The sequence below is a fragment of the Streptomyces sp. NPDC088147 genome, assembly GCF_044741565.1.
Taxonomy (GTDB): Bacteria; Actinomycetota; Actinomycetes; order Streptomycetales; family Streptomycetaceae; genus Streptomyces.
In genome coordinates, this window is sequence record NZ_JBIUSY010000003.1 from 249,080 (window position 1) to 269,191 (window position 20,112).

General features: G+C 70.5%; 18 protein-coding genes and 1 pseudogene. 4 read left to right on the plus strand and 15 right to left on the minus strand.

Annotated features, from left to right (window positions below; genetic code table 11):
• Positions 1-86: 86 nt before the first annotated feature.
• The 10 genes from ACIOGX_RS11945 to ACIOGX_RS11990 all read right to left on the minus strand — a co-directional run bounded on the left by ACIOGX_RS11945 (position 87) and on the right by ACIOGX_RS11990 (position 9,790).
• Positions 87-929 carry a DUF3152 domain-containing protein gene (locus tag ACIOGX_RS11945; RefSeq protein ID WP_401912372.1) on the minus strand — a complete coding sequence of 281 codons (843 nt, stop codon included), beginning with the start codon at positions 927-929 and terminating at the stop codon, positions 87-89.
• 298 nt (positions 930-1,227) lie between these two features.
• Positions 1,228-1,641 carry a DUF3151 domain-containing protein gene (locus ACIOGX_RS11950; RefSeq protein WP_129769900.1) on the minus strand — a complete coding sequence of 138 codons (414 nt, stop codon included), beginning with the start codon at positions 1,639-1,641 and terminating at the stop codon, positions 1,228-1,230.
• 2 nt (positions 1,642-1,643) lie between these two features.
• Positions 1,644-3,308: an MFS transporter gene (locus tag ACIOGX_RS11955; protein WP_401912375.1), complete on the minus strand. Its 1,665-nt coding sequence runs from the start codon at positions 3,306-3,308 to the stop codon at positions 1,644-1,646.
• Between the two features lie 126 nt (positions 3,309-3,434).
• Positions 3,435-4,466, minus strand: coding sequence for a class II fructose-bisphosphate aldolase (gene fbaA / locus ACIOGX_RS11960; protein ID WP_356515243.1), 1,032 nt, complete (start codon positions 4,464-4,466; stop codon positions 3,435-3,437).
• Positions 4,467-4,621: 155 nt separating this feature from the next.
• Positions 4,622-5,161 (minus strand): orotate phosphoribosyltransferase, encoded by a 540-nt coding sequence (pyrE, locus tag ACIOGX_RS11965; RefSeq protein ID WP_129769903.1) that lies wholly within the window; start codon positions 5,159-5,161, stop codon positions 4,622-4,624.
• A gap of 23 nt (positions 5,162-5,184) precedes the next feature.
• The gene (locus ACIOGX_RS11970) at positions 5,185-5,979 is read right to left on the minus strand and encodes an aldose 1-epimerase (RefSeq protein ID WP_401912379.1); all 795 of its coding nucleotides are present in this window, start codon (positions 5,977-5,979) and stop codon (positions 5,185-5,187) included.
• Between the two features lie 9 nt (positions 5,980-5,988).
• The gene (locus ACIOGX_RS11975) at positions 5,989-6,744 is read right to left on the minus strand and encodes an SRPBCC domain-containing protein (protein WP_401912382.1); all 756 of its coding nucleotides are present in this window, start codon (positions 6,742-6,744) and stop codon (positions 5,989-5,991) included.
• 216 nt (positions 6,745-6,960) lie between these two features.
• Complete coding sequence (locus ACIOGX_RS11980; RefSeq protein ID WP_356515237.1) at positions 6,961-8,589, minus strand: polyamine aminopropyltransferase; 1,629 nt, start codon at positions 8,587-8,589, stop codon at positions 6,961-6,963.
• A 54-nt stretch (positions 8,590-8,643) separates the two neighbouring features.
• Positions 8,644-9,162 carry a DUF2617 family protein gene (locus ACIOGX_RS11985; RefSeq protein ID WP_249953143.1) on the minus strand — a complete coding sequence of 173 codons (519 nt, stop codon included), beginning with the start codon at positions 9,160-9,162 and terminating at the stop codon, positions 8,644-8,646.
• Positions 9,163-9,496: 334 nt separating this feature from the next.
• Entirely contained in the window at positions 9,497-9,790 is a 294-nt protein-coding gene (locus ACIOGX_RS11990) for a hypothetical protein (RefSeq protein WP_356515235.1), read from the minus strand.
• A 172-nt stretch (positions 9,791-9,962) separates the two neighbouring features.
• On the opposite strand from ACIOGX_RS11990, the gene ACIOGX_RS11995 reads away from it, so the two are divergent.
• Positions 9,963-11,108 (plus strand): pyridoxal phosphate-dependent aminotransferase, encoded by a 1,146-nt coding sequence (locus ACIOGX_RS11995; RefSeq protein WP_401912386.1) that lies wholly within the window; start codon positions 9,963-9,965, stop codon positions 11,106-11,108.
• A gap of 91 nt (positions 11,109-11,199) precedes the next feature.
• On the opposite strand, the gene ACIOGX_RS12000 is transcribed toward ACIOGX_RS11995, so the two are convergent.
• Together ACIOGX_RS12000 and clpB are read right to left on the minus strand one after the other, a co-directional pair.
• Positions 11,200-11,727 (minus strand): YbjN domain-containing protein, encoded by a 528-nt coding sequence (locus ACIOGX_RS12000; protein WP_129769910.1) that lies wholly within the window; start codon positions 11,725-11,727, stop codon positions 11,200-11,202.
• Positions 11,728-11,983: 256 nt separating this feature from the next.
• Positions 11,984-14,590: pseudogene (clpB, locus tag ACIOGX_RS12005) on the minus strand (ATP-dependent chaperone ClpB); the annotation flags it as partial.
• Between the two features lie 250 nt (positions 14,591-14,840).
• Between clpB and ACIOGX_RS12010 the strand changes: the two are divergent.
• The gene (locus ACIOGX_RS12010; protein WP_356515231.1) at positions 14,841-15,245 is read left to right on the plus strand and encodes a TIGR03618 family F420-dependent PPOX class oxidoreductase; all 405 of its coding nucleotides are present in this window, start codon (positions 14,841-14,843) and stop codon (positions 15,243-15,245) included.
• 154 nt (positions 15,246-15,399) lie between these two features.
• Here the strand turns inward: ACIOGX_RS12010 and ACIOGX_RS12015 are convergent, their stop codons facing one another.
• Positions 15,400-15,720 (minus strand): hypothetical protein, encoded by a 321-nt coding sequence (locus ACIOGX_RS12015; RefSeq protein ID WP_030353182.1) that lies wholly within the window; start codon positions 15,718-15,720, stop codon positions 15,400-15,402.
• Positions 15,721-16,089: 369 nt separating this feature from the next.
• On the opposite strand from ACIOGX_RS12015, the gene ACIOGX_RS12020 reads away from it, so the two are divergent.
• Both ACIOGX_RS12020 and ACIOGX_RS12025 read left to right on the plus strand, forming a co-directional pair.
• Positions 16,090-17,088, plus strand: coding sequence for a helix-turn-helix transcriptional regulator (locus tag ACIOGX_RS12020; RefSeq protein ID WP_383962086.1), 999 nt, complete (start codon positions 16,090-16,092; stop codon positions 17,086-17,088).
• Positions 17,089-17,316: 228 nt separating this feature from the next.
• A complete protein-coding gene (locus ACIOGX_RS12025) occupies positions 17,317-18,294 on the plus strand; it encodes a hypothetical protein (RefSeq protein ID WP_401912390.1) in 978 nt (325 codons plus the stop codon).
• A gap of 160 nt (positions 18,295-18,454) precedes the next feature.
• Here the strand turns inward: ACIOGX_RS12025 and ACIOGX_RS12030 are convergent, their stop codons facing one another.
• Together ACIOGX_RS12030 and dnaJ are read right to left on the minus strand one after the other, a co-directional pair.
• Positions 18,455-18,919 carry a heat shock protein transcriptional repressor HspR gene (locus ACIOGX_RS12030; RefSeq protein ID WP_129769915.1) on the minus strand — a complete coding sequence of 155 codons (465 nt, stop codon included), beginning with the start codon at positions 18,917-18,919 and terminating at the stop codon, positions 18,455-18,457.
• 4 nt (positions 18,920-18,923) lie between these two features.
• Entirely contained in the window at positions 18,924-20,111 is a 1,188-nt protein-coding gene (gene dnaJ, locus ACIOGX_RS12035) for a molecular chaperone DnaJ (protein ID WP_356515226.1), read from the minus strand.
• Position 20,112 lies beyond the last annotated feature (1 nt).

A 20,112-nucleotide genomic window follows, 5' to 3' on the forward strand; every position in this document is an offset into this window, starting at 1 on the left:
GTCTCCTCGATATGTGCCGGGTAGCGGTCCGCCCCTTCCGTGTTGGTTACGGAGCCCCGGTCCCCTCCCGGCATCATAATCCGGGGTCAGAGTTCGGGGCCTGTGATGTATTTCCCGTCCTCGCTGTACGGCCAGGCGTTGGAGGCGCAGCCGTCCAGGCCCTTGATCTGCTGCATCATCACCGGCGCGGGCCGGCCGGGGCCGGAGCAGCCCAGGTGCGTGCGCAGGCCGATCTCATGGCCGACCTCGTGGTTGATGACCAGATGCCGGTATTCGGAGGCCGGCCCGTCGAACGTCGGTGACCCCAGGACCCAGCGCCGCAGATTGACCACGACGCCGTCCAGGGTCTCGCAGTTCAGCTCGCCGTGGGTGTCCAGTCCCTGGGCACCGCAGAGCTTGTCGGCGGTGGCCGGGGTGGCGATACGGATGACGAAGTCGGCGTGCGCGGAGACGAGCTGGAAGGAGCCCCGGCCGTGCGCGGCCCAGCCGCGCGGATGGGCGAGTATCCGCTCGATCTCGGCCGCCGCCTCCTTCGCGGAGATGTCGATCCCGTTCTCGACCTGGACGCGGTAGCGGCGCAGTGGCCCGTCGCCGACCGGGTCGCCGTGCGCCTGCGCGGTGGTGAAGGTGCCGGGGCCCGAGGCGGGGACGCGGGGCGTCACCTTCGGAGACCGCTCCGCGGCCGGCTCGCTCGGCTTGCCGGGCTCGCCGGGCGTCACGGTCGGCGACGGTGGCGGCGGCTTCGGGGGCGGCGCGACGGGGGACGCGGTGATCACGTCGGCGGTCGTGATGGCCGCGCTGTCCCCCGTATCGCCGCTCCGCCAGGACGCGAGAGCGGCGCCCGCGCCGACGAGTACGGCGACCAGGCCCAGCCCCGCGAGCACCAGCCGGGCGAGCGGACGGCCGTGACCGCGACGCCTCCCGCGCACACGGGCACGGACACGGTCACGACCACGGCGGCCTATGCGGCGGGCGGCGGCACGCTTTCCCAAAACGGACTTCTCCCCTGGTGCGACCGGCTTGGGGGGAGAGGCGCGGGTGGGGGCCTCTGTGCCGGGGCGGGCTGATGATCTGCGGCGCGCGCGATCGATCAAGATCGAAGGCCCGCGCCCTGGATGACGGGCGGGGCCTTCGATGGGTTCCGTTTCGGGACGATCGGCGGCGGTCAGCCGCGATCAGCCTCCGTCGGCCGGTGTCGGCCGCGAGAGAACAGGGGTGGCGTGCCGGTCAGCCGAGGGTGTCGGCCGCGAGCGGCGAGGAGTCGCGCAGGAACGTCGCGCAGCGCTCGTACTCGTCCTGCTCCCCGATCGCCTGCGCGGCGCGGGCGAGCCCGTGCAGGGCGCGCAGGAAGCCGCGGTTCGGCTCGTGCTCCCACGGCACGGGGCCGTGCCCCTTCCAACCGCTGCGCCTCAGGGAGTCGAGCCCGCGGTGGTAACCGGTCCTGGCGTACGCGTACGACTCGACGACGCGGCCGTCCTCGAACGCGCCGTCGGCGAGCTGTGCCCAGGCCAGCGAGGATGTCGGATATTTCGCGGCGACGTCGGCGGGCGGCGTGCCGTTCGCGAGCAGCTCACGCGGCTCGGGATCATCGGGCAGCTGAGTGGGGGGCGGTCCCCCCAGGAGGTTTTCATGGATGGCCATACCTACAGTCTGCCTTGCCCCGGCCCGGTGGGCCCCGCTTCCCCGGCTCCGCCCGAACCCCCGCCCGGACCGCCACCGGATCCGTCACCGCCGCCCGGCCCTCCACCGGGCCGACCGACCGGTCCTCCGCTCGCACCGCCGCCGGGCCGACCGCCCGGCCCTCCGCTCGCACCGCCGCCAGGCCAACCGCCGCCTCCGGCCGTCCCGCCCCCGCTCCCGCCGGCCCCGGCCTCCCCCGCCAGCTGCTCCAGGGGCGGTGCGGACAGCCCGCAGTTCACCCGGCACTCGGGCTCGGTGCGGCCGGCCGCCTCCTTCGGCGTACGTACCGTCGCCCACGCGATCAGCGCGCCCACCGCCAGCACCCCCGCGCAGATCGGCATTGCACGGTGGAAAGTGGCGTCGAACGCCGTCGCCGAGCGGTACGCCTCCGGGCCCGTGCCCGTCAGCAGCGGCAGGGCGGCCACCGCGAGCAGGCCCGCCGCACGGGCCGCCGCGTTGTTGATGCCGCTGGCCAGACCCGCGCGCGTGTTGTCCACGGAGGCCAGCACCGTCGCCGTCAGCGGCGCGACCAGCGTCACCATCCCCATCCCCATCACCACCAGCGCGGGCAGCACATCCGCGAGATACGAGGAGCCCAGGCCCACCCGCAGCATCAGCAGCAGCCCCGCCGCGCACAGCAGCGGCCCCACGGTGAGCGGGATCCGCGGGCCGATCCGCTCCGCCAGCCCGCCGGAGCGCGCGGAGAACAGCAGCATCAGCACGGTCGTCGGCAGCAGGGCCGCCCCCGCGCCCAGCGCCGAGTACCCGACGACCACCTGGAGCTGGAGCGCGGCCAGGAAGAAGAACCCTCCGAACCCCGCGTAGACGCAGAGCGTCACCAGGTTCACGGCGGTGAACTGGCGGGACGCGAAGATCGACAGCGGCAGCATCGGGTCCGGCCTGCGCCGCTCGACCAGCACGAAGACCACAGCGACCAGCACCCCCGCCACCCCCGACCAGACATCCTTGCCGATGAGCGCGTAGGTGATCAGCGCCAGCGCCGCCGCACCGAGGAACGCGCCCAGCACATCGAACCGGCCGTGGTGCGCCGGATCCCGGGTCTCCGGTACGTGCCGCAGCGCCACCGGCACGCACAGCGCGGCCAGCGGCACATTGATCAGGAACACCCAGCGCCAGCCGGGACCGTCGACCAGCCAGCCGCCGAGAAACGGACCGATCGCCGCACCGACGCCGCCGAGCCCCGACCACACCCCGACGGCCCGCGCGCGGTCGTCCGGATGGAAGCTCGACTGGATGATCGCGAGCGAGCCCGGTACGAGGAGCGCCCCGCCCACGCCCTGGAGCGCGCGGGCGACGATCAGCACAAGGGCGTTCGGCGCGATCCCGCACAGCAGTGAGCCGCACGCGAACCAGATGATCCCGATCACGAAGATCCGCCGCCGGCCGTACCGGTCGCCCAGCGACCCGCCCAGCAGGATGAGCCCGGCCAGCGTGAGCATGTACGCGTTGACGGTCCACTGGAGATCCGCGAGATCCGCGTTGAGGGAGTCCCCGATGTGCGGCAGCGCGACATTGACGACGGTCGAGTCCAGCAAGGCCATGGTGGAGCCGAGCACCGTCGTCAGAATGACCCAACGCCCCTTGGCGGAGGACAGCCTGATGTCCATACGGGGATCATCCTCGCCCGGAAGCCCGGTGGCGACCGGGCGAACGCTATGGCAAGGGCCCGGCACCGTGATGGGTGCCGGGCCCGCCGTACGAGTCCGCCGTACGCGAGATACCGCTCGCGCGCGTTACTTCAGCTTGGTGCCCGTGGAACGCAGCGCGCCACACGCCTCGGTGACACGCTTGGCCATGCCCGCCTCGGCCAGCTTGCCCCAGGTGCGCGGGTCGTAGGTCTTCTTGGAACCGACCTCGCCGTCGACCTTCAGCACGCCGTCGTAGTTCTTCAGCATGTGGTCCGCGACGGGCCGCGTGAAGGCGTACTGGGTGTCGGTGTCGAGGTTCATCTTCACGACGCCGTTCTCCAGCGCGGTGGCGATCTCCTCGGCCGTGGAGCCGGAACCGCCGTGGAAGACGAAGTCGAAGGGCTGGCTGCCGGCGGCCCTGCCGTACTTCGAGGCCACGCCGTCCTGGAGGTCCTTGAGCAGCTCGGGGCGGAGCACGACATTGCCCGGCTTGTAGACGCCGTGAACATTGCCGAAGGACGCGGCCAGCAGGTAGCGGCCCTTCTCGCCCAGACCGAGAGCCTCGGCGGTGCGCAGCGCGTCATCGACGGTGGTGTACAGCTCGTCGTTGATCTCGTGGCTGACGCCGTCCTCCTCGCCGCCGGTCGGGGTGATCTCGACCTCAAGGATGATCTTGGCGGCGGCGGCCTTGGCGAGCAGTTCCTCGCCGATGGCCAGGTTGTCGGCGAGGGTCTCGGCGGAGCCATCCCACATGTGCGACTGGAAGAGCGGGTTGCGGCCGGCGGCGACACGCTCGGCGGAGATGTCGAGCAGCGGACGGACGTAGGCGTCCAGCTTGTCCTTGGGACAGTGGTCCGTGTGCAGCGCGACGGTGATGTCGTACTTCGCGGCGACGATGTGCGCGAACTCGGCGAGGGCGACCGCACCGGTCACCATGTCCTTGTTGTACTGGCCGCCCAGGAACTCCGCACCACCGGTGGACATCTGGATGATGCCGTCGCTCTCGGCCTCCGCGAAGCCACGCAGTGCGGCGTGCAGGGTCTGGGACGAGGTCACATTGATGGCCGGGTAGGCGAACTTGCCTGCCTTCGCCCGATCGAGCATCTCGGCGTAGACCTCGGGGGTTGCGATGGGCATCGGGCCGCTCCTTGTGATGTGCGGGTGAGAGGTGCTTGTCCCTGACCTGGGGGCGACGTCATCGTCGTCCCCCATCTTTCCAGACTCCTGTACGGACTCCACCCGGGTCCCGGCCGTTTCACGTGAAACGGCCGGGACCCGGCGGAAAAGCCGGCTCAGCCGAGGCCGAGTTCATCCAGCGCGTAGACATTGAGGTACGGAAGCCCCGCCTCCGCGATCGCCGGAGCGGCCCCCCGCTCCACGATCACCGCGACCGCGACGACCTCGCCGCCGGCCTCACGCACCGCCTCGACCGCCGTCAGCGGCGAGCCGCCCGTGGTCGAGGTGTCCTCGACCACCAGACAGCGGCGTCCCTTGACCTCCGTACCCTCGATCCGGCGCTGGAGGCCATGCGCCTTCTGCGCCTTGCGCACGACGAACGCGTCGAGCCGCTGCCCGCGCGCGGCGGCGGCGTGCAGCATCGATGTCGCCACCGGGTCGGCACCCAGCGTCAGCCCGCCGACGCAGTCGAAGTCCAGGTCGGCGGTGGCGTCGAGCATGACCTGACCGACCAGCGGTGCGGCATGACCGTCCAGCGTGATCCGGCGCAGGTCGATGTACCAGTCGGCCTCGAGCCCCGAGGAGAGGGTCACCCTGCCGTGCACCACGGCCTTGTCCTTGATCAGTTGCAGCAGCTCAGCCCGTACGTCAGTCATGGCCAAGAGCTTAAGTCTTCTCCTCAGAGCCGCTGCCAGCGCCAGGTCGCGGCGATCTCCAGCGGCTCCACGGGGGTGACCAGCCGGGGCGCGGTATTGAGCCCGTTCGGCGGGCCCGACTGCGGCTCCACACAGACCGCCTCCGCCTGTTCGTCGTAGACGACGACCCACTCGGCGCGGCTCGTGATCTTCAGCTCCAGCTGCTCGGGCCAGGTCAGGGTCACATCGACGCCGTCGGGCATCCCGAAGCAGTCGTCCCACGGCCCGGGACGCGGGGTGATCCGGCGGCCGGTGGGCAGATGGTCGGCACCGCGCTCCTCCCGCCAGGCCGGGTCGAAGCCGACGCGCGCGTCGCCCTCCCCCAGATTGCGCAGAAACCACGGGTGCCAGCCGGCCTGCGCCGGGAAGGACGTGTCGTACGTCTCCACCCCGAGCCCGAGCGTCAGCGCGTCCTCGGTCAGCTCGAAGGTCTGGGTCACCCGGCCGCTGTACGGCCAGGGGTCGACGAGGTCATACGTGAACACCGCCTCGCTCCCGGCCACCCGCGCGGTACGCCAGGCCGTGTCCCGGCCGGTGCCATGGATCGCGTGCGGCGGGGAGTTGAGCGGCATCTGATGAACGACCCCGCCGTTACGGAACTGGCCGTTCTCGATCCGCCCGCACCACGGCACCATCGGGAAGCAGCCGTACCGCTCGCCCTGGCGCAGCAGTTCGGTCCCGCCGATGCGCAGACTGCTGATCCGGCAGCCGTTCGCCGGAGTGATGGTCAACTCGGCGTCGCCCGCCGCCAGTCGGATGCTCTCTTCGCTGCTACTCACACCACGACACTACTTGCGCCGGCGCAGTGCCCGTCCGACCACCACGGCGGAGGCGAGCGCGAGCGCGGCGGCGGGCGCGACCCAGCGCAGCGTGGCCCGCGCGCCACCGGCGTCGGGCGCGGGCACGGGCGCGTAACGGCCACGCGGCGGCGCGTGATCCACTTCCTCCGCGCTGCGCCCGATCATGGTGCGGCGGGCATGCGCGGCCTCGGCGGGCGGCTCGTCCGGAATGATGAAGTCCCCCTCACCGGAGACGGTCTCCCCGCCGAGCGCGAGCGCCGACGGGTCGGGCCCGAACTCCGGCAGATCCTCCGCCACGGGCACGATGTCCTCCGGGGGCTCCGTCTCCTCCCCCAGCCGCGCGACGAAACGGTCCAGCAGCCGACGCGCCGCGGCGGTCGTCGTCTCGGCGGGCACCTCCGCGAGCCGCCCCTCCGAACGCGAACCGCCGGTGAACGCGAGCGTCGTACCGTCCGGCGTCTCCATCAGCCGCACGGTGAGCGTCAACTTGGCGGAGCCCGTACCGCGGACCTCCACGCCCTCGCCCTCCACCTCGAAGACACCGTCCCGCTCGACGAGCGTGAGCGCGCCGCGGTAGGTGATCGTGTGGCCGCCGATCCGCACCTTCATCCGGCCGGAGAGCGGCCCGGCCGACTCCTCCGCGTCGTGCTGAAGTCCGGGCACACAACGGGCGACACGGACGGGGTCCGCGAGCGCCTGCCGAAGAGCCTCCGCCGCCACCGGAACGAACACCTCATGCTCCATAACCCCCGAGCGTAGCCGGGTTCCCCTCCCAACGGGTCGCCGTCCGACGGGGGCGTTGGTACGGGTGCGTTTCGGCTGGGGCCGGTGGTCGTGTGCGGGTTGTCGCCGGGGTACGCGGTGCGCCTCCGGCCCACGACAACGCAACCGCAACCCCGCACCCCCGCCGGAGGCGCACCGCACCCACCCCGCCCACGACCCCCCGCCGGAAGGCGCCCCTCACCCCCCGTACCGCGGATGCACCAGCGTCGACGCCGGCAGCCCCCGCATCCGCGTCCGTTCCACCCCCCTCGCCCCCGCCACCAGCGCCGCCCCCTCCAGCGACCGCAATCGCGGCGCGTCCCGTGCCAGGCCCAGCTTCGGGCTCGCGCCCACCGTCGCCAGGTCGAACCCCCAGTCGCTCACGGCCGGCGTGCCGTCCTTGACCCGGTCGGGGCCCGCCGCGAAGCCCGACGGCCACCCCGTCGCGTGGTACGGCGTGGTCCCGAACCCGGCCGCCCGCAAGGTCGCGTCCACCGTCCAGTACGTATGCCGCTGCGTCGCCGGCGACCCCGCGTGCACCGCCAGCCGCCCGCCGTCCGCCAGTACGCGCGTGGCCAGGCCGTAGAACTCCTCGGAGTACAGCTTCGTACTCGCCGTGACGCCGGGATTCGGCAGATCCGAGATGACCACGTCGTACGGCCCGCCCCCGACGCCTCCGGCGTCCACGCCGCCGGCGTCCACGCCGCGCAGCCACGTGAACGCGTCCGCGTACACCGTCCGCACCCGCCCGTCCCCGTACGCCTCCCCGTTCAGCTCCCGCAGCGCGGGATCCGTGCGGGCCAGCCGGGCGACGCCCGGGTCCAGCTCGACCACCGTGACCTCGCGGACGTCCCCGTACCGCAGGACCTCACGCGCGGCCAGCCCGTCGCCCCCGCCCAGGATCAGCACCCGCGTGTGCGGCCCGCGCATCGCGGGATGCACCAGCGCCTCGTGGTAGCGGAACTCGTCGCGCGCGCTGACCCGCAGCCGCCCGTCGAGATACAGCTCCAGCGGCCCGCTCCGTCCTCCTGTGATGACGACGTCCTGGACATCGGTATGGATGGCGACCCGCACCTGCTCGCCGTAGACCGCCCGCCGCGCGGCCCGTTCGAAGTCGTCCACCAGCACGGCCGCTGTGGCGAGGAGGGCCAGCACCAGGACGTTGACCGTCACCAGCACCCAGCGTGAGCGCGACGTCAGATCGCGCCGGAAGAGCCAGAGCACCAGCCCGCCCCCCGCCACCGCGTTCACCGCGCCCGTCAGCAGCGCGCCCGTCAGCTGTCCCAGCCAGGGCAGCAGCAGGAACGGAAAGGCCAGCCCGCCGACGAGCGCGCCCACATAGTCGGCCGCGAAGAGATCCGCGACCGTTCCCTCCGCGTCCTGCCGGGAGAACCGCTGGATGAGCGACATCAGCAGCGGAATCTCGGCCCCGATGAGGATGCCGGTGGCCAGCGAGAAGCCGACGAGGGCGTAGCGGGACTCCCCCAGCCATATGAAGCTCGCGTACAGCACCAGTGCGGAGCAGCCTCCGAGCAGCGCCAACGCCGCTTCCAGCAGCCCGAATCCGAACGCGGCACGGCAGCGCAGCCGCTTGGCGAGCAGCGAGCCGACGCCCATCGCGAAGACCATCACCGAGAGGACGACCGAGGCCTGCGTGACGGAGTCCCCGATCAGGTACGAGGCGAGCGCGACCAGCTCCAGCTCGTACACCAGCCCGCACGCGGCGCAGATGAAGACCACGGTGAGGATCAGGTAACGCCCCGCGTCCGCGCGCACGGGAAGCCGCGCGCCACCTCGTGGCGGCGAGGACACGGACTGCTCGATCATGTTCGTAACGCTACGTCACGAATTCATTGCGGTTTGTCACCCACACGGGTGCATCTACAGCACCGCAGGCATACGGACCCCTACCCGCGTCCGAGTGACGACCAGGCGGCCTTCCTGTGGATACGCATGCCAGGTACGCCAGCGGACCTGGCCGCCGTCGCGCTGCGCCAGCATCGCGGTGAAGGCGTTCGGGGCGCCGGGGAACGTCCCCGCCAATCCGTTCGGGTGGTCGGCGACCAGTGCGAGCAGTTCCTGCGCGCGCCCGGCGAACGAGCCCTGGGAGAGCGTCTCGACGCGCGCGGCGAATTCGTACTCCCAGTCCCCGAGCCGTTTGGAGACACCGAGCGGCAGCGGTGTGCTGCTGCCCGGGATACAGGCGACGGTCTCGGAGCAGGTGCCCCGCTCCTCCTCCAGAATCACCTGGTGAGAGGCGCCGAGCAGCCTCAGCTGGAGCCCGGCGCCCGCGAGATCGAGGTCGAGGACGGCCAGGGCGGGGACCGGCTCCCGGCCCAACGCCCAGGCCAGATCTGCGGCGCGGGTGTCGGTGTAGGCGGTATTGAGGGTGGTGAGCATGGGTCGGCTCCGCAAACACGCTTGACGGGTGAACCGGGGATGTCCCGGACGATGAGCGAGTGGCTTGTGGGGGGAGATCGCCTGCTCGGTTCCGTATCAGGCCCGAGGGCTGGAAGCTCTCAACAGCGAGGGAATCACGAAGTACGCGACGCTCACAGTGTTTTTACCCAACTTGAAGGGGTTTCCATCCCCCCGGGGGCCCAAGGGTTCAACTGTTCAACCGAAAACGGGCGGAGAGAGCCGCCCGAACGGTCAGTTCCCCCAACACGGAGATGCCCGGCGGGAGTTCGTTCCCCACCGGGCACCATCCTGACAGCGGATCAGCTGCCCCGTGTCAGCTGCTTCCTCCGCCACATCCCCCGCCACCGCCGCACGACGAACCCCCGCCGCACGACGAACCGCCCCCGCACGACGAACCCCCGCCGCCGTCCGAACCGCTGCCGCTGCCGCTGTCCCACCAGCTGTTCTGGGAGCGGCGCTTGCTGCCCCCCTTCTTCAGCGAGGGGCTCGATGTGCGGTTCTTCGCCTTCACACGCGGCTTCTTGCTCTTGTTCGAGCTGCTCACACTCGCCACGACCCCGACGAACGCGACCGCGACCAGTACGACCACGACTCCTACGCCCAGCATCGTCCTCACCGTCCTTCTGTTCCCCCGTAGCGGAGCCCCCGCGCCCTCGCGCGGCCCGCTCCGTACCGACTGGCTTCCGCGTGAACTCGTTGCGTGAGATGGGTGTCCCCCCGGTGCCCCGCACCCAAAGCCGACTTGAGCAACTCCAGAGGTTCGGCACAGGATGGCGGCCATGACCAAAGAATGGCTCGGCGGCACCACGATCTTCGCGGAGATGTCGGCGCTGGCCGTACGCACCGGCGCGATCAACCTCGGCCAGGGTTTCCCCGACACCGACGGCCCCGAGGAGGTCAGGGAGGCGGCGGTACGGGCGCTGCGCGAGGGCAAGGGCAACCAGTACCCACCGGGTCCCGGCATCCCGGAACTGCGCACCGCGATCGCCGAACACCAGCTGAAACGCTACGGGCTGGCCCACGACCCGGACACCGAGGTCCTGGTCACGGCGGGCGCCACCGAGGCGATCGCCGCCGCGCTGCTCGCCCTGGTCGGGCCGGGTGACGAGGTGATCGCGCTGGAGCCGTACTACGACTCGTACGCCGCCTGTATCGGCATGGCGGGCGGCACCCGCGTCCCGGTCACCCTGCGTCCCCGGGACGGCGCCTACCACCTGGACCTGGACGAGCTGCGGGACGCCGTCACCGACCGCACCCGCCTCATCCTCCTCAACACCCCGCACAACCCCACCGGCACGGTCCTCAGCCGCGAGGAACTGGCCGCCGTCGCCGAACTCGCCGTCGCACGCGATCTGCTGGTCGTCACCGACGAGGTGTACGAGCACCTGGTCTTCGAGGGCGAGCACATCCCGATCGCCTCGTTCCCCGGCATGCGCGAGCGGACCCTGACGATCGGCTCGGCGGGCAAGACCTTCTCGTTCACCGGCTGGAAGGTGGGCTGGGTGACCGGGACGCCGGAGCTGGTGACGGCGGTGCGCTCCGCCAAGCAGTTCCTGACGTACGTGGCGTCGGGCCCGTTCCAGTACGCGATCGCGGAGGCCCTGCGCCTGCCGGAGAGCTATTTCGACGGGCTCCGCGCCGATCTGCGCGCCAAGCGCGATCTGCTCTCGGCGGGCCTGTCGGCGGCCGGTTTCGAGGTCTACCGCCCGGCCGGCACCTACTTCGTGACGACCGACATCCGTCCGCTCGGGGAGAGCGACGGCTTCGCCTTCTGCCGCGCCCTGCCGGAGCGGTGCGGCGTGGTCGCCGTCCCCAACGCCGTCTTCTACGACCACCAGGAGCAGGGCGCGCCGTTCGTACGGTTCGCCTTCTGCAAGCGCACGGACGTCCTGGAGGAGGCCGTGTCGCGGCTGCGCGGGCGGTAGCCCTCCCCGCGGTACGCGAAAGCCCGGCCCGGGGCCGCGTCACAGACGATCGCGGCGCCGGCCGGGCTGTCGTTCAGCGCGGTCCGCGGACTCAGGCGTCCTCGGGCTTCTCGTCGCCCGGCTCCAGGCCGAACTGCTCGACGAGCCACTTGTCGAACTCGATCGACGCGCGCACCCAGCTGACCGTGGACGACACGAAGTGCTCCAGGCTGACGCCCATGCCGATCAGCATCTGGGCCTCGCCGATGAGCCGGACGGTGGGCGGACCGTCACCCTCCTCGTGGATGTGGGTGTAGACCTTGGGCCACAGCGTGCGGCGGTTCCAGTCGTCGATCGCGTCGAGGACCTTCGCCTTGTCCGTGATCGGGTGCGGCCGGTCGTAGAACGTCCGCACCGAGAAGACCTGCTGGTCGTCCTCGCCGCGGAACATGAAGTACGTACGGAATTCCTCCCACGGCGCCGCGAGGTCACCCTCGTCGTCGACGACGTACTTCAGCTCCATCTGTTCGAGGAGCTGCTTGACCAGGTCCTGGTCGGGGACGACGGGGCCCGCCGGTCCTGCACCCTGCGGTTGGGGCTGTCCCCCGAAATTCGGAATCGAGGACGGGTCGATGCTCACCGTGTATTTCCCTTCGTACGGTTCCTTCCATCCTCCCCCATAGCGGGGAGGCCCTGGCAACCCCGGCCCGCCGATCCGGCGCACAAAGCCGATCCGGCGCACAAAGGGGGCCGGCGCGCGCTCACGCGCGTACCGGCCCCCGCGTCCCGCACGCTCACAGCGTCTTGCCGGACTCCGTCCGGGTCGGTTCCGCGGACGGAGTCGGCTCGGGAGACGCCGTCGGCTCAGAGGACACCGCCGGCTCCGGGGACGCCGTCGTCGCCGCGCCCACGATCAGGCCGTCCTCGAACCGGTCCACCCGGACCGTGTCGCCGTCCGTGACCTCGCCCGCGAGGATCTCCTTCGCGAGCCGGTCGCCGATCGCCGTCTGCACCAGGCGGCGCAGCGGCCGGGCTCCGTAGGCCGGGTCGTTGCCCTCGTCGGCCAGCCATTCCAGCGCCGCCGGGGTGACCTCCAGGGTGAGCCGCCGTTCCGCGAGGCGGCGGGCCAGGCGGTCGATCTGGAGCCTGGCGATGTGCGCCAGTTCGTCGCGCGAGAGGGCGGAGAAGACCACCAGATCGTCGAGGCGGTTCAGGAACTCCGGCTTGAAGGAGCTCCTCACCACTTCCAGGACCTGCTGCTTCCTGGTCTCCTCGCTGGTCAGCGGCTCGGTCGGGCTGTGTCCGCTCAGGAACTGACTGCCGAGGTTCGACGTCAGGACGAGGATGGTGTTGCGGAAGTCCACCGTCCGCCCCTGGCCGTCGGTGAGCCTGCCGTCGTCCAGGACCTGGAGCAGGACGTCGAAGACCTCGGGGTGGGCCTTCTCCACCTCGTCCAGCAGGATCACCGAGTACGGGCGCCTGCGCACGGCCTCGGTGAGCTGGCCGCCCTCCTCGTAGCCGACATAGCCGGGAGGCGCGCCGACCAGCCGGGCCACCGAGTGCTTCTCGCCGTACTCGCTCATGTCGATACGGACCATGGCGCGCTCGTCGTCGAAGAGGAAGTCCGCGAGCGCCTTGGCCAGCTCGGTCTTGCCGACCCCGGTGGGGCCGAGGAAGAGGAAGGACCCGGTGGGGCGGTCGGGGTCGGCGATGCCCGCGCGGGTACGGCGTACCGCGTCGGACACGGCCCGGACCGCCTCGTGCTGGCCGATCAGCCGCTTGCCCAGCTCCTGCTCCATGCGCAGCAGCTTCTGCGTCTCGCCCTCCAGCAGCCGGCCGGCCGGGATGCCGGTCCAGGAGCCGACCACATCGGCGATGTCGTCCGGGCCGACCTCCTCCTTGACCAGTTTGTCGGTGGGCTCCTTGGCCGCCACCTGCTCCGCCTCCGAGGCCTCCTCCAGCTCCCGCTCCAGGCCGGGGATCTCGCCGTACAGCAGCTTGGAGGCGGTGTCGAAGTCGCCGTCGCGCTGCGCGCGCTCGGCCTGGCCGCGCAGATCGTCCAGGCGTTCCTTCAGCTCGCCGACGCGGTTGAGGCCCTGCTTCTCCTTCTCCCAGCGGGCGTTGAGGCCGCGCAGCTCCTCCTCGCGGTCGGCGAGGTCGCGGCGGAGCTTCTCCAGCCGCTGCCTGGAGCCCGGGTCGGACTCGTTCTTGAGCGCCAGCTCCTCCATACGGAGGCGGTCGACGGAGCGCTGGAGTTCGTCGATCTCGACCGGCGAGGAGTCGATCTCCATCCGGAGCCGGGACGCGGCCTCGTCCACGAGGTCGATGGCCTTGTCGGGCAGGAAGCGCGAGGTGATGTAGCGGTCGGAGAGCGTCGCGGCGGCGACCAGCGCCGCGTCCGCGATCTGCACCTTGTGGTGGGCCTCGTACCGGCCCTTGAGCCCGCGCAGGATCGCGATGGTGTCCTCGACGGTCGGCTCGGCGACGAGCACCTGCTGGAAGCGCCGTTCCAGCGCCGCGTCCTTCTCGATCCGCTCGCGGTACTCGTCGAGTGTGGTGGCGCCGACCATCCGCAGCTCGCCGCGGGCCAGCATCGGCTTGAGCATGTTCCCGGCGTCCATGGCGGAGTCGCCGCCGGCGCCCGCGCCCACGACGGTGTGCAGTTCGTCGATGAAGGTGATGATCTGTCCGTCGCTGGACTTGATCTCGGAGAGGACGGTCTTGAGCCGCTCCTCGAACTCACCGCGGTACTTGGCGCCGGCCACCATCGCCCCGAGGTCCAGCGAAACCAGCCGCTTGTTCTTCAAGGACTCCGGCACGTCGCCCTTGACAATGCGCTGCGCGAGTCCCTCGACGACGGCGGTCTTGCCGACGCCCGGCTCGCCGATCAGCACCGGATTGTTCTTCGTACGGCGTGACAGCACCTGCACCACACGCCGGATCTCCTGGTCCCGGCCGATGACCGGGTCGAGCTTGCCCTCGCGGGCCGCCGCGGTGAAATCGGTACCGAACTTCTCCAGGGCCTTGTACTGACCCTCCGGGTCGGGTGTGGTCACCCGGCGCCCTCCCCTTGTCTTCTCGAACGCGTCGAGCAGTCTCCCGGCGCCGGCCCCCAGCCGGTCGAGCATCTCCCCGGCCTGGCCGCCCTTGGCCGCCACACCGATCAGCAGGTGCTCGGTGGAAAGGTAGTCGTCCCCCAGCTCCTTGGCCCGCTGAGCGGCGTCGTTGATGGCGGCGAGCAGCTCACGGTTGGGCTGCGGGGGCGCGACGGTGGAACCGGTCACGCTGGGCTGTGCGGCCAGCAGCCGCTCCGCTCCGGACCGTACCCCGGCCTGGTCCGCCTCGACGGCGGCCAGCAGGTCGGTGATGTTCTCGTTGTCCTGGCCTTCCAGCAGCGCGAGCAGCAGATGCGCGGGGGTCAGATCGGGATGCCCGGCCGCCACGGCCCGGTTGGTGGCGGCATTGATCGCATCCCGGCTCTTGTTGGTCAGCTCGGCGTCCACGTACGCCCTCTCCTCTCCTGCACAGACCTCGGGCCTCCATCCGACCCTGACATCGGCAACGTGCGCAAAGTTGAGTCTATTCCACTCAAGCCTGAATCGGGGCCGCTCCCCGGGGGTTTCCGCGCCCATATCCGCCGGGAGTCGTCACCGTCCCAGGGTTTCCGCACTCGTACCCGCCGGGAGTCGTCACCGTCCCTGGCTTTCCGCGCCCGTACCCGCCCCGGGGGCGTCACCGTCCTACGCTTCCGGCATGGCCCACGACGTACGCGATCCCAGCCCCGATTTTCTCGCCTTCTGGCGCGAGCACCACCTGTGCACCCTCACGACACTGCGTCCGGACGGCAGTCCGCACGTGGTGCCGGTGGGCGTGACGTACGACCCCGAGGCCGGGCTCGCCCGCGTCATCAGCAACAAGAACAGCACGAAGGTCGCCAACATCCTGGCGGCGGGTCCGGAGGGCGCGCGGGTGGCGGTGTGCCAGTTCAAGAAACGCCACTGGGCGACGCTGGAGGGCCGCGCCACGGTCCGTACGGAGACGGAGGCGGTCGAGGACGCGGTGAGCCGCTACGCGGCGCGGTACGGCCGTACGCCGACGCCCAACCCGGACCGGGTCGTCATCGAGATCGCCCTGGAACGGGCGCTCGGCCGCTGCTGACCCGAGGGCCGCGAGGGCCGCGAGGACCGCGGGGCCCGGCGGGCCCGCCGGGCCCGGAAGCGGACAGCACAACGGCGCCATCGTGTTTCAGGTCCACGATGGCGCCGCTGTGTGGGGGAAGCGCCTGAGCGATTTGGAACGACGGGGGAATCGCTCAGGCACTGCGGGGGGTGGCGATGGTGGTATTCGATCCGACCAACTGGTGGTCACGTTGGTCGAGGTTGACGAAGATCATGTCGTAGCGGATGGCACACCGGACCGGCTGCGGAGCCCCCCGCGGCCTCCGAAGGCAGCGGTAGGCACGGACGTCCTCGTCCTCCTCGCGTACGACGACGATCGGCTCTCCGAAGAGGGTGACCATCAACGAGTCGCCACGGTGGGGGATAGCGGTGACGAGATCGATGAAGTGCCAACCCGACCGGTAGGCCGTGGCCATCTCGCGCCGGAAGACCCGGTCGTCCGGCGGGACAGTCATGCGCTTACGTCGGCCGGTGAGCTCCCCCAGCCGCTGTCCGGCGGTTCGTTCGCCGGCGTCGAGCCCCAACCACTGTCATCCGACTTCGTGCCGCCGCTCCAGCCGCTGTCGGCCGGCGCACCGCCCCAGCCGCTGTCCGACTGGGTGGCCTGAGGCGCGAATCCCCAACCACTGTCCGCGCCACCCAGGACCCCGTAAGCCACGACCGCGGAGAAAGCTGCGGCAAGCACCGAGCGAAGCAATCTCTTGTACATAGTCGGCTTCGTCCTCACTTGATGGATTCCTCTCCCCCGCGTCACAAGACGATGGCTCATTCAGGCACGTCAATGCCACAGGGACGATGCATCATGTTCCTGTAGGTTCAGGACCCTGGGGGGTGGAGATTTGCCGAAGATCGTGTCAAAACCGACACATCCCCATGCTGTGACCGCACTGTGCGACGAGGGGGCGCATCTTTACGCCAGCGCTCTGAGCGCCGGGCGCATCTCCCGCGCGGAGGCGGAGGAGGCTCCGTGCCTCCTCGAATTTGCTCTTTTGCACCCCGATCCGGACGACCCGAACTGGCTGCGGCCGGTCCCGCCGTCCGTCGCGCTCGCACAGCGGCTCCATCCCATCGAGCGGGAGATCCTGGACCGGAGGCGTCTCTCGAACGATCTAACAGAATCCTTTGAGCCATTCATGGCGATCAGCGCGCTGAACCCGGCGCCCACGCACTCGATCACGGTCCTGGAGGGCTTCAACCGGATCAACGCCGCCCTCAATCTCGCCACCGCCGAGTGCCATACGGAGATGCTCACGATCCAGCCCGGAGGCGGCAGGCGCGAGCATATTCTCAGTCAGGCCCTGGAGCGGGACCGGCCGCTGATCGAGCGCGGTGTCAGTATGCGCACGCTCTACCAGCACACCGTCCGGCACAGCCAGGGCACGATGGCGTACGTGGACCGCATGGCCAGCGGCAAGATCGAGATAAGAACCCTGGAAGAGCTGATCGAGCGGCTCATCATCTGCGACCAGACCGTGGCCTTCATACCCGCGCGCGACGACCAGCAGGTCGCCCTGGAGCTGCGCCACCCGGGTCTGGTGACCTATCTCGTCAAGGTCTTCGAGCAGCTCTGGCGGCGCGCCACGCCCCTCACCGAGCAGGTCTCGTACGAGCCGACCCCGGACGGCATCACAGGCGTCCAGCGGACCATCGCCAAGCTTCTCGTCGAGGGGTACGTGGACGAGGCCATCGCCCGGCGTCTGGGGATGAACGTACGGACCTGCCGCGCGCACATCGCCAAGCTCGCCTCCGTCCTCGGCAGCGGCAGCCGCGCCCAACTCGGCTATCTCATCGCACACTCGGGAATCCTCGACCAGGAAAACTGACCCCGCCGCCAAGGCCCTCGGCGAAACCCGGCACATCGCCGCACGACGATTTCCGGAATGCTCTGCCGCTTTCTTGCCGCCCCAGGTCGCCAACCGCACTCCACCCCGGCCGTGGAGGGAATCCACGGCTGTCGTCGCCACCCCCCTAGGCTGCGTTTCACGCTCGCACAGTTCAAGCGACATGCGATTGCACTCACACGCACTACAGAATCGTGCAGGGAGGAACAAGTGGAGGAAATAAATAAAAAACCGCAAAAAGTGCCACCCTTTGACATATCGGAAGAGGCGCGCGCCCTGCTGCACCGGCTCGTCCAGGGGGATCAGGTCGAGGACTCCGAGCCCGGCCGCGCGGAGCTGGTCGCCCTCGGGCTGGCCGTGCACAACCCGCAGTACGACCGGTGGAGCGCGGCGGACATGTGGCACGCCGAGCAGACCGCCCTGGCGGAGGAGCGCGCCGCCATCGCCCACCACCTGCGCCGCATGGACCAGCTCTCCGAGCTGCACCGCGAGCTGAGAAGCGCCGAGTCGTCGCGCGGGGACGGTATCGAGTTCCTCGGCCGGAACGAACTGGTCACCGCCGCCATCATGCAAGCGGTCGATTCGGCGAGTATCGAGATCTGCACGGCACATCCGCGGAACAGAAAACCCGAGACGCTACGAGCGGTGATCACGTCCGAAATCAAGCTCCTTCAGCGTGGTATCGCATTACGCACCATCTATCCGGACACCGCTCGCAATCGGCCCGCGGAACAGGAGTGGGCCGCGGAAGTGAGCAAGCACGGTGCGGCGGTACGCACCCTCGCCACCGATTTCGAACGCATGATTCTGGTGGACGACAAAGTCGCCATCTTTTCCGACCACCGGGGCGTGCCCAGCGCGAACACCGCCTTCAAGGCGACCCACCCCGGCCTGCTGGCCTTCCTCCGCCACATCTACGACCAGCAGTGGGAGCGTGCCGAGCCCTGGGCGGGCGGCCGTTTTCTGCGGAAGGCGGAGACGGTCACGACGGGCCGGTCCCGCCGCATCCTGAACAAGCTCCGGGAGGGCCGCACGCTCAAGCAGATCGCCGGCGAGCTGGGCGTCAGTCTGCGCACCGTCAACAGTGACCTGAACAAGCTCTACGAGGCGGTGGGCGTGAACACCCAGTTCGCACTCGGCGTGTGGTGGAGCTCCGAGGCCGCCGCAGACGAGCGCAAGCTCGGCTGACCGGCCTGACCGGCCTGACCGGCCTGACCGGCGACCGGCCTGCCTGGCCGCTCGGCGCCGCGGCGACGCGGAACGCCCGGCCGGGAATCCCCGACCGGGCGCCCGCCCGCTCACATACGCCTCAGCGCGTCGGCCCAGTCCGTCGCCTCAGCGCGTCGGCTCAGTCCGTCGGCCGCTTGGGCCGCCACACCACCAGCGCGCTCGTCTGCTGCACATCCTGATACGGCACCAGATCCCGGCGGTACGAGGCATGCACCTGCGCCTCGCGCTGCCGCATCGCCGTCGCCGCACCGTCCACCGCCGCCGACAGCTCGGCGACGCGCGCCTGGAGCGCGGCGACCTGGTTCTCCAGCTCGATGATCCGCTTGATCCCGGCCAGATTGATGCCCTCGTCCTGAGACAGCTGCTGCACCTGACGGAGCAGCTCGATGTCACGGGCCGAATAGCGGCGTCCCCTGCCCGCCGTACGGTCCGGGGAGACCAGGCCGAGGCGGTCGTACTGCCTGAGCGTCTGCGGGTGCAGCCCGGAGAGCTGTGCCGCCACCGAGATGACGTACACCGGCGTTTCCTCGGTCAGCTGATACGCCCTGGTGAACGATGAAGACTGCCGACGCCGCCCGTCCATGAGGTCATGCTCCCTTCGCCGCCTGGAACAGCTCCGCCCGCGGGTCCTCGTCCGCGGTCGCCTTCCGGTAGGCCTCCAGCGCGTCCCGCGCGGGCGCGTCGAGGTCCTTGGGGACGACGACCTCGACGGTGACCAGCAGGTCGCCGCGGGTGCCGTCCTTGCGCACCGCGCCCTTGCCGCGGGCGCGCATCGTACGGCCGTTGGGTGTCCCCGCCGGAAGCTTGAGCGTGACCGCGGGGCCGCCCAGGGTCGGCACCTTCACCTCGCCGCCGAGCGCCGCCTCCGTGAACGTGACGGGCACGGTCACCGTGAGGTTGTCGCCCTTGCGGCCGAAGACCGGATGGGCGTCGACATGGACGACGACATACAGGTCGCCGCCGGGGCCGCCGCGCTCGCCCGGAGCGCCCTTGCCGCGCAGCCGGATCCGCTGCCCGTCGCTGACACCCGCCGGGATACGCACCTGCATGGTCCGCGAGGACCTGGCGCGCCCGCTGCCCTTGCAGACCTCGCACGGGTCCTGGGCGATCAGCCCACGGCCCTTGCAGTCCACGCAGGGGTCGGTCAGCGAGAAGCCGCCGCCGGTGCCGCGCGAGACCTGTCCCGTGCCCACACAGGTCGGGCAGACCCGCGGCGAGCCGTTCTTGTCGCCGGTGCCCGAACACGCCTTGCAGGGCGCCTGGCTGGACATCCGCAGCGGGACCGTGGCCCCGTCGACCGCCTCGGTGAAGCTGAGCGTCACCTCGGACTCGATGTCCTGGCCGCGGCGCGGCTGCGTACGGGTCCCGGCACCGCCCCGGTTGAAGATCCCGCCGAAGACGTCCCCGAGCCCGCCGCCGAGGCCGCCGGCGCCGGGTCCGCCCTGCGTGCCGCCACCGGGACGACCGCCGAAGAGGTCGCCCAGGTCGAAGTTGAACGAGCCGTTCCCCCCGGCACCGGGTCCCGGCCGGAACCCGTTGCCGAAGAGGGCGCGCGCCTCGTCGTACTCCTTGCGCCGCTTGGGATCCCCGAGGACGTCATTCGCCTCGGAGATCTCCTTGAAGCGCTCCTCGGCCTTGAGGTCGCCCTTGTTGGCGTCCGGGTGGAACTCGCGGGCGAGCTTCCGGTACGCCTTCTTGATCTCGGCCTCGGTGGCGTCCTTGGGGACGCCGAGAACCTTGTAGTAGTCCTTCTCCACGAAGTCCTTCGTGCTCATT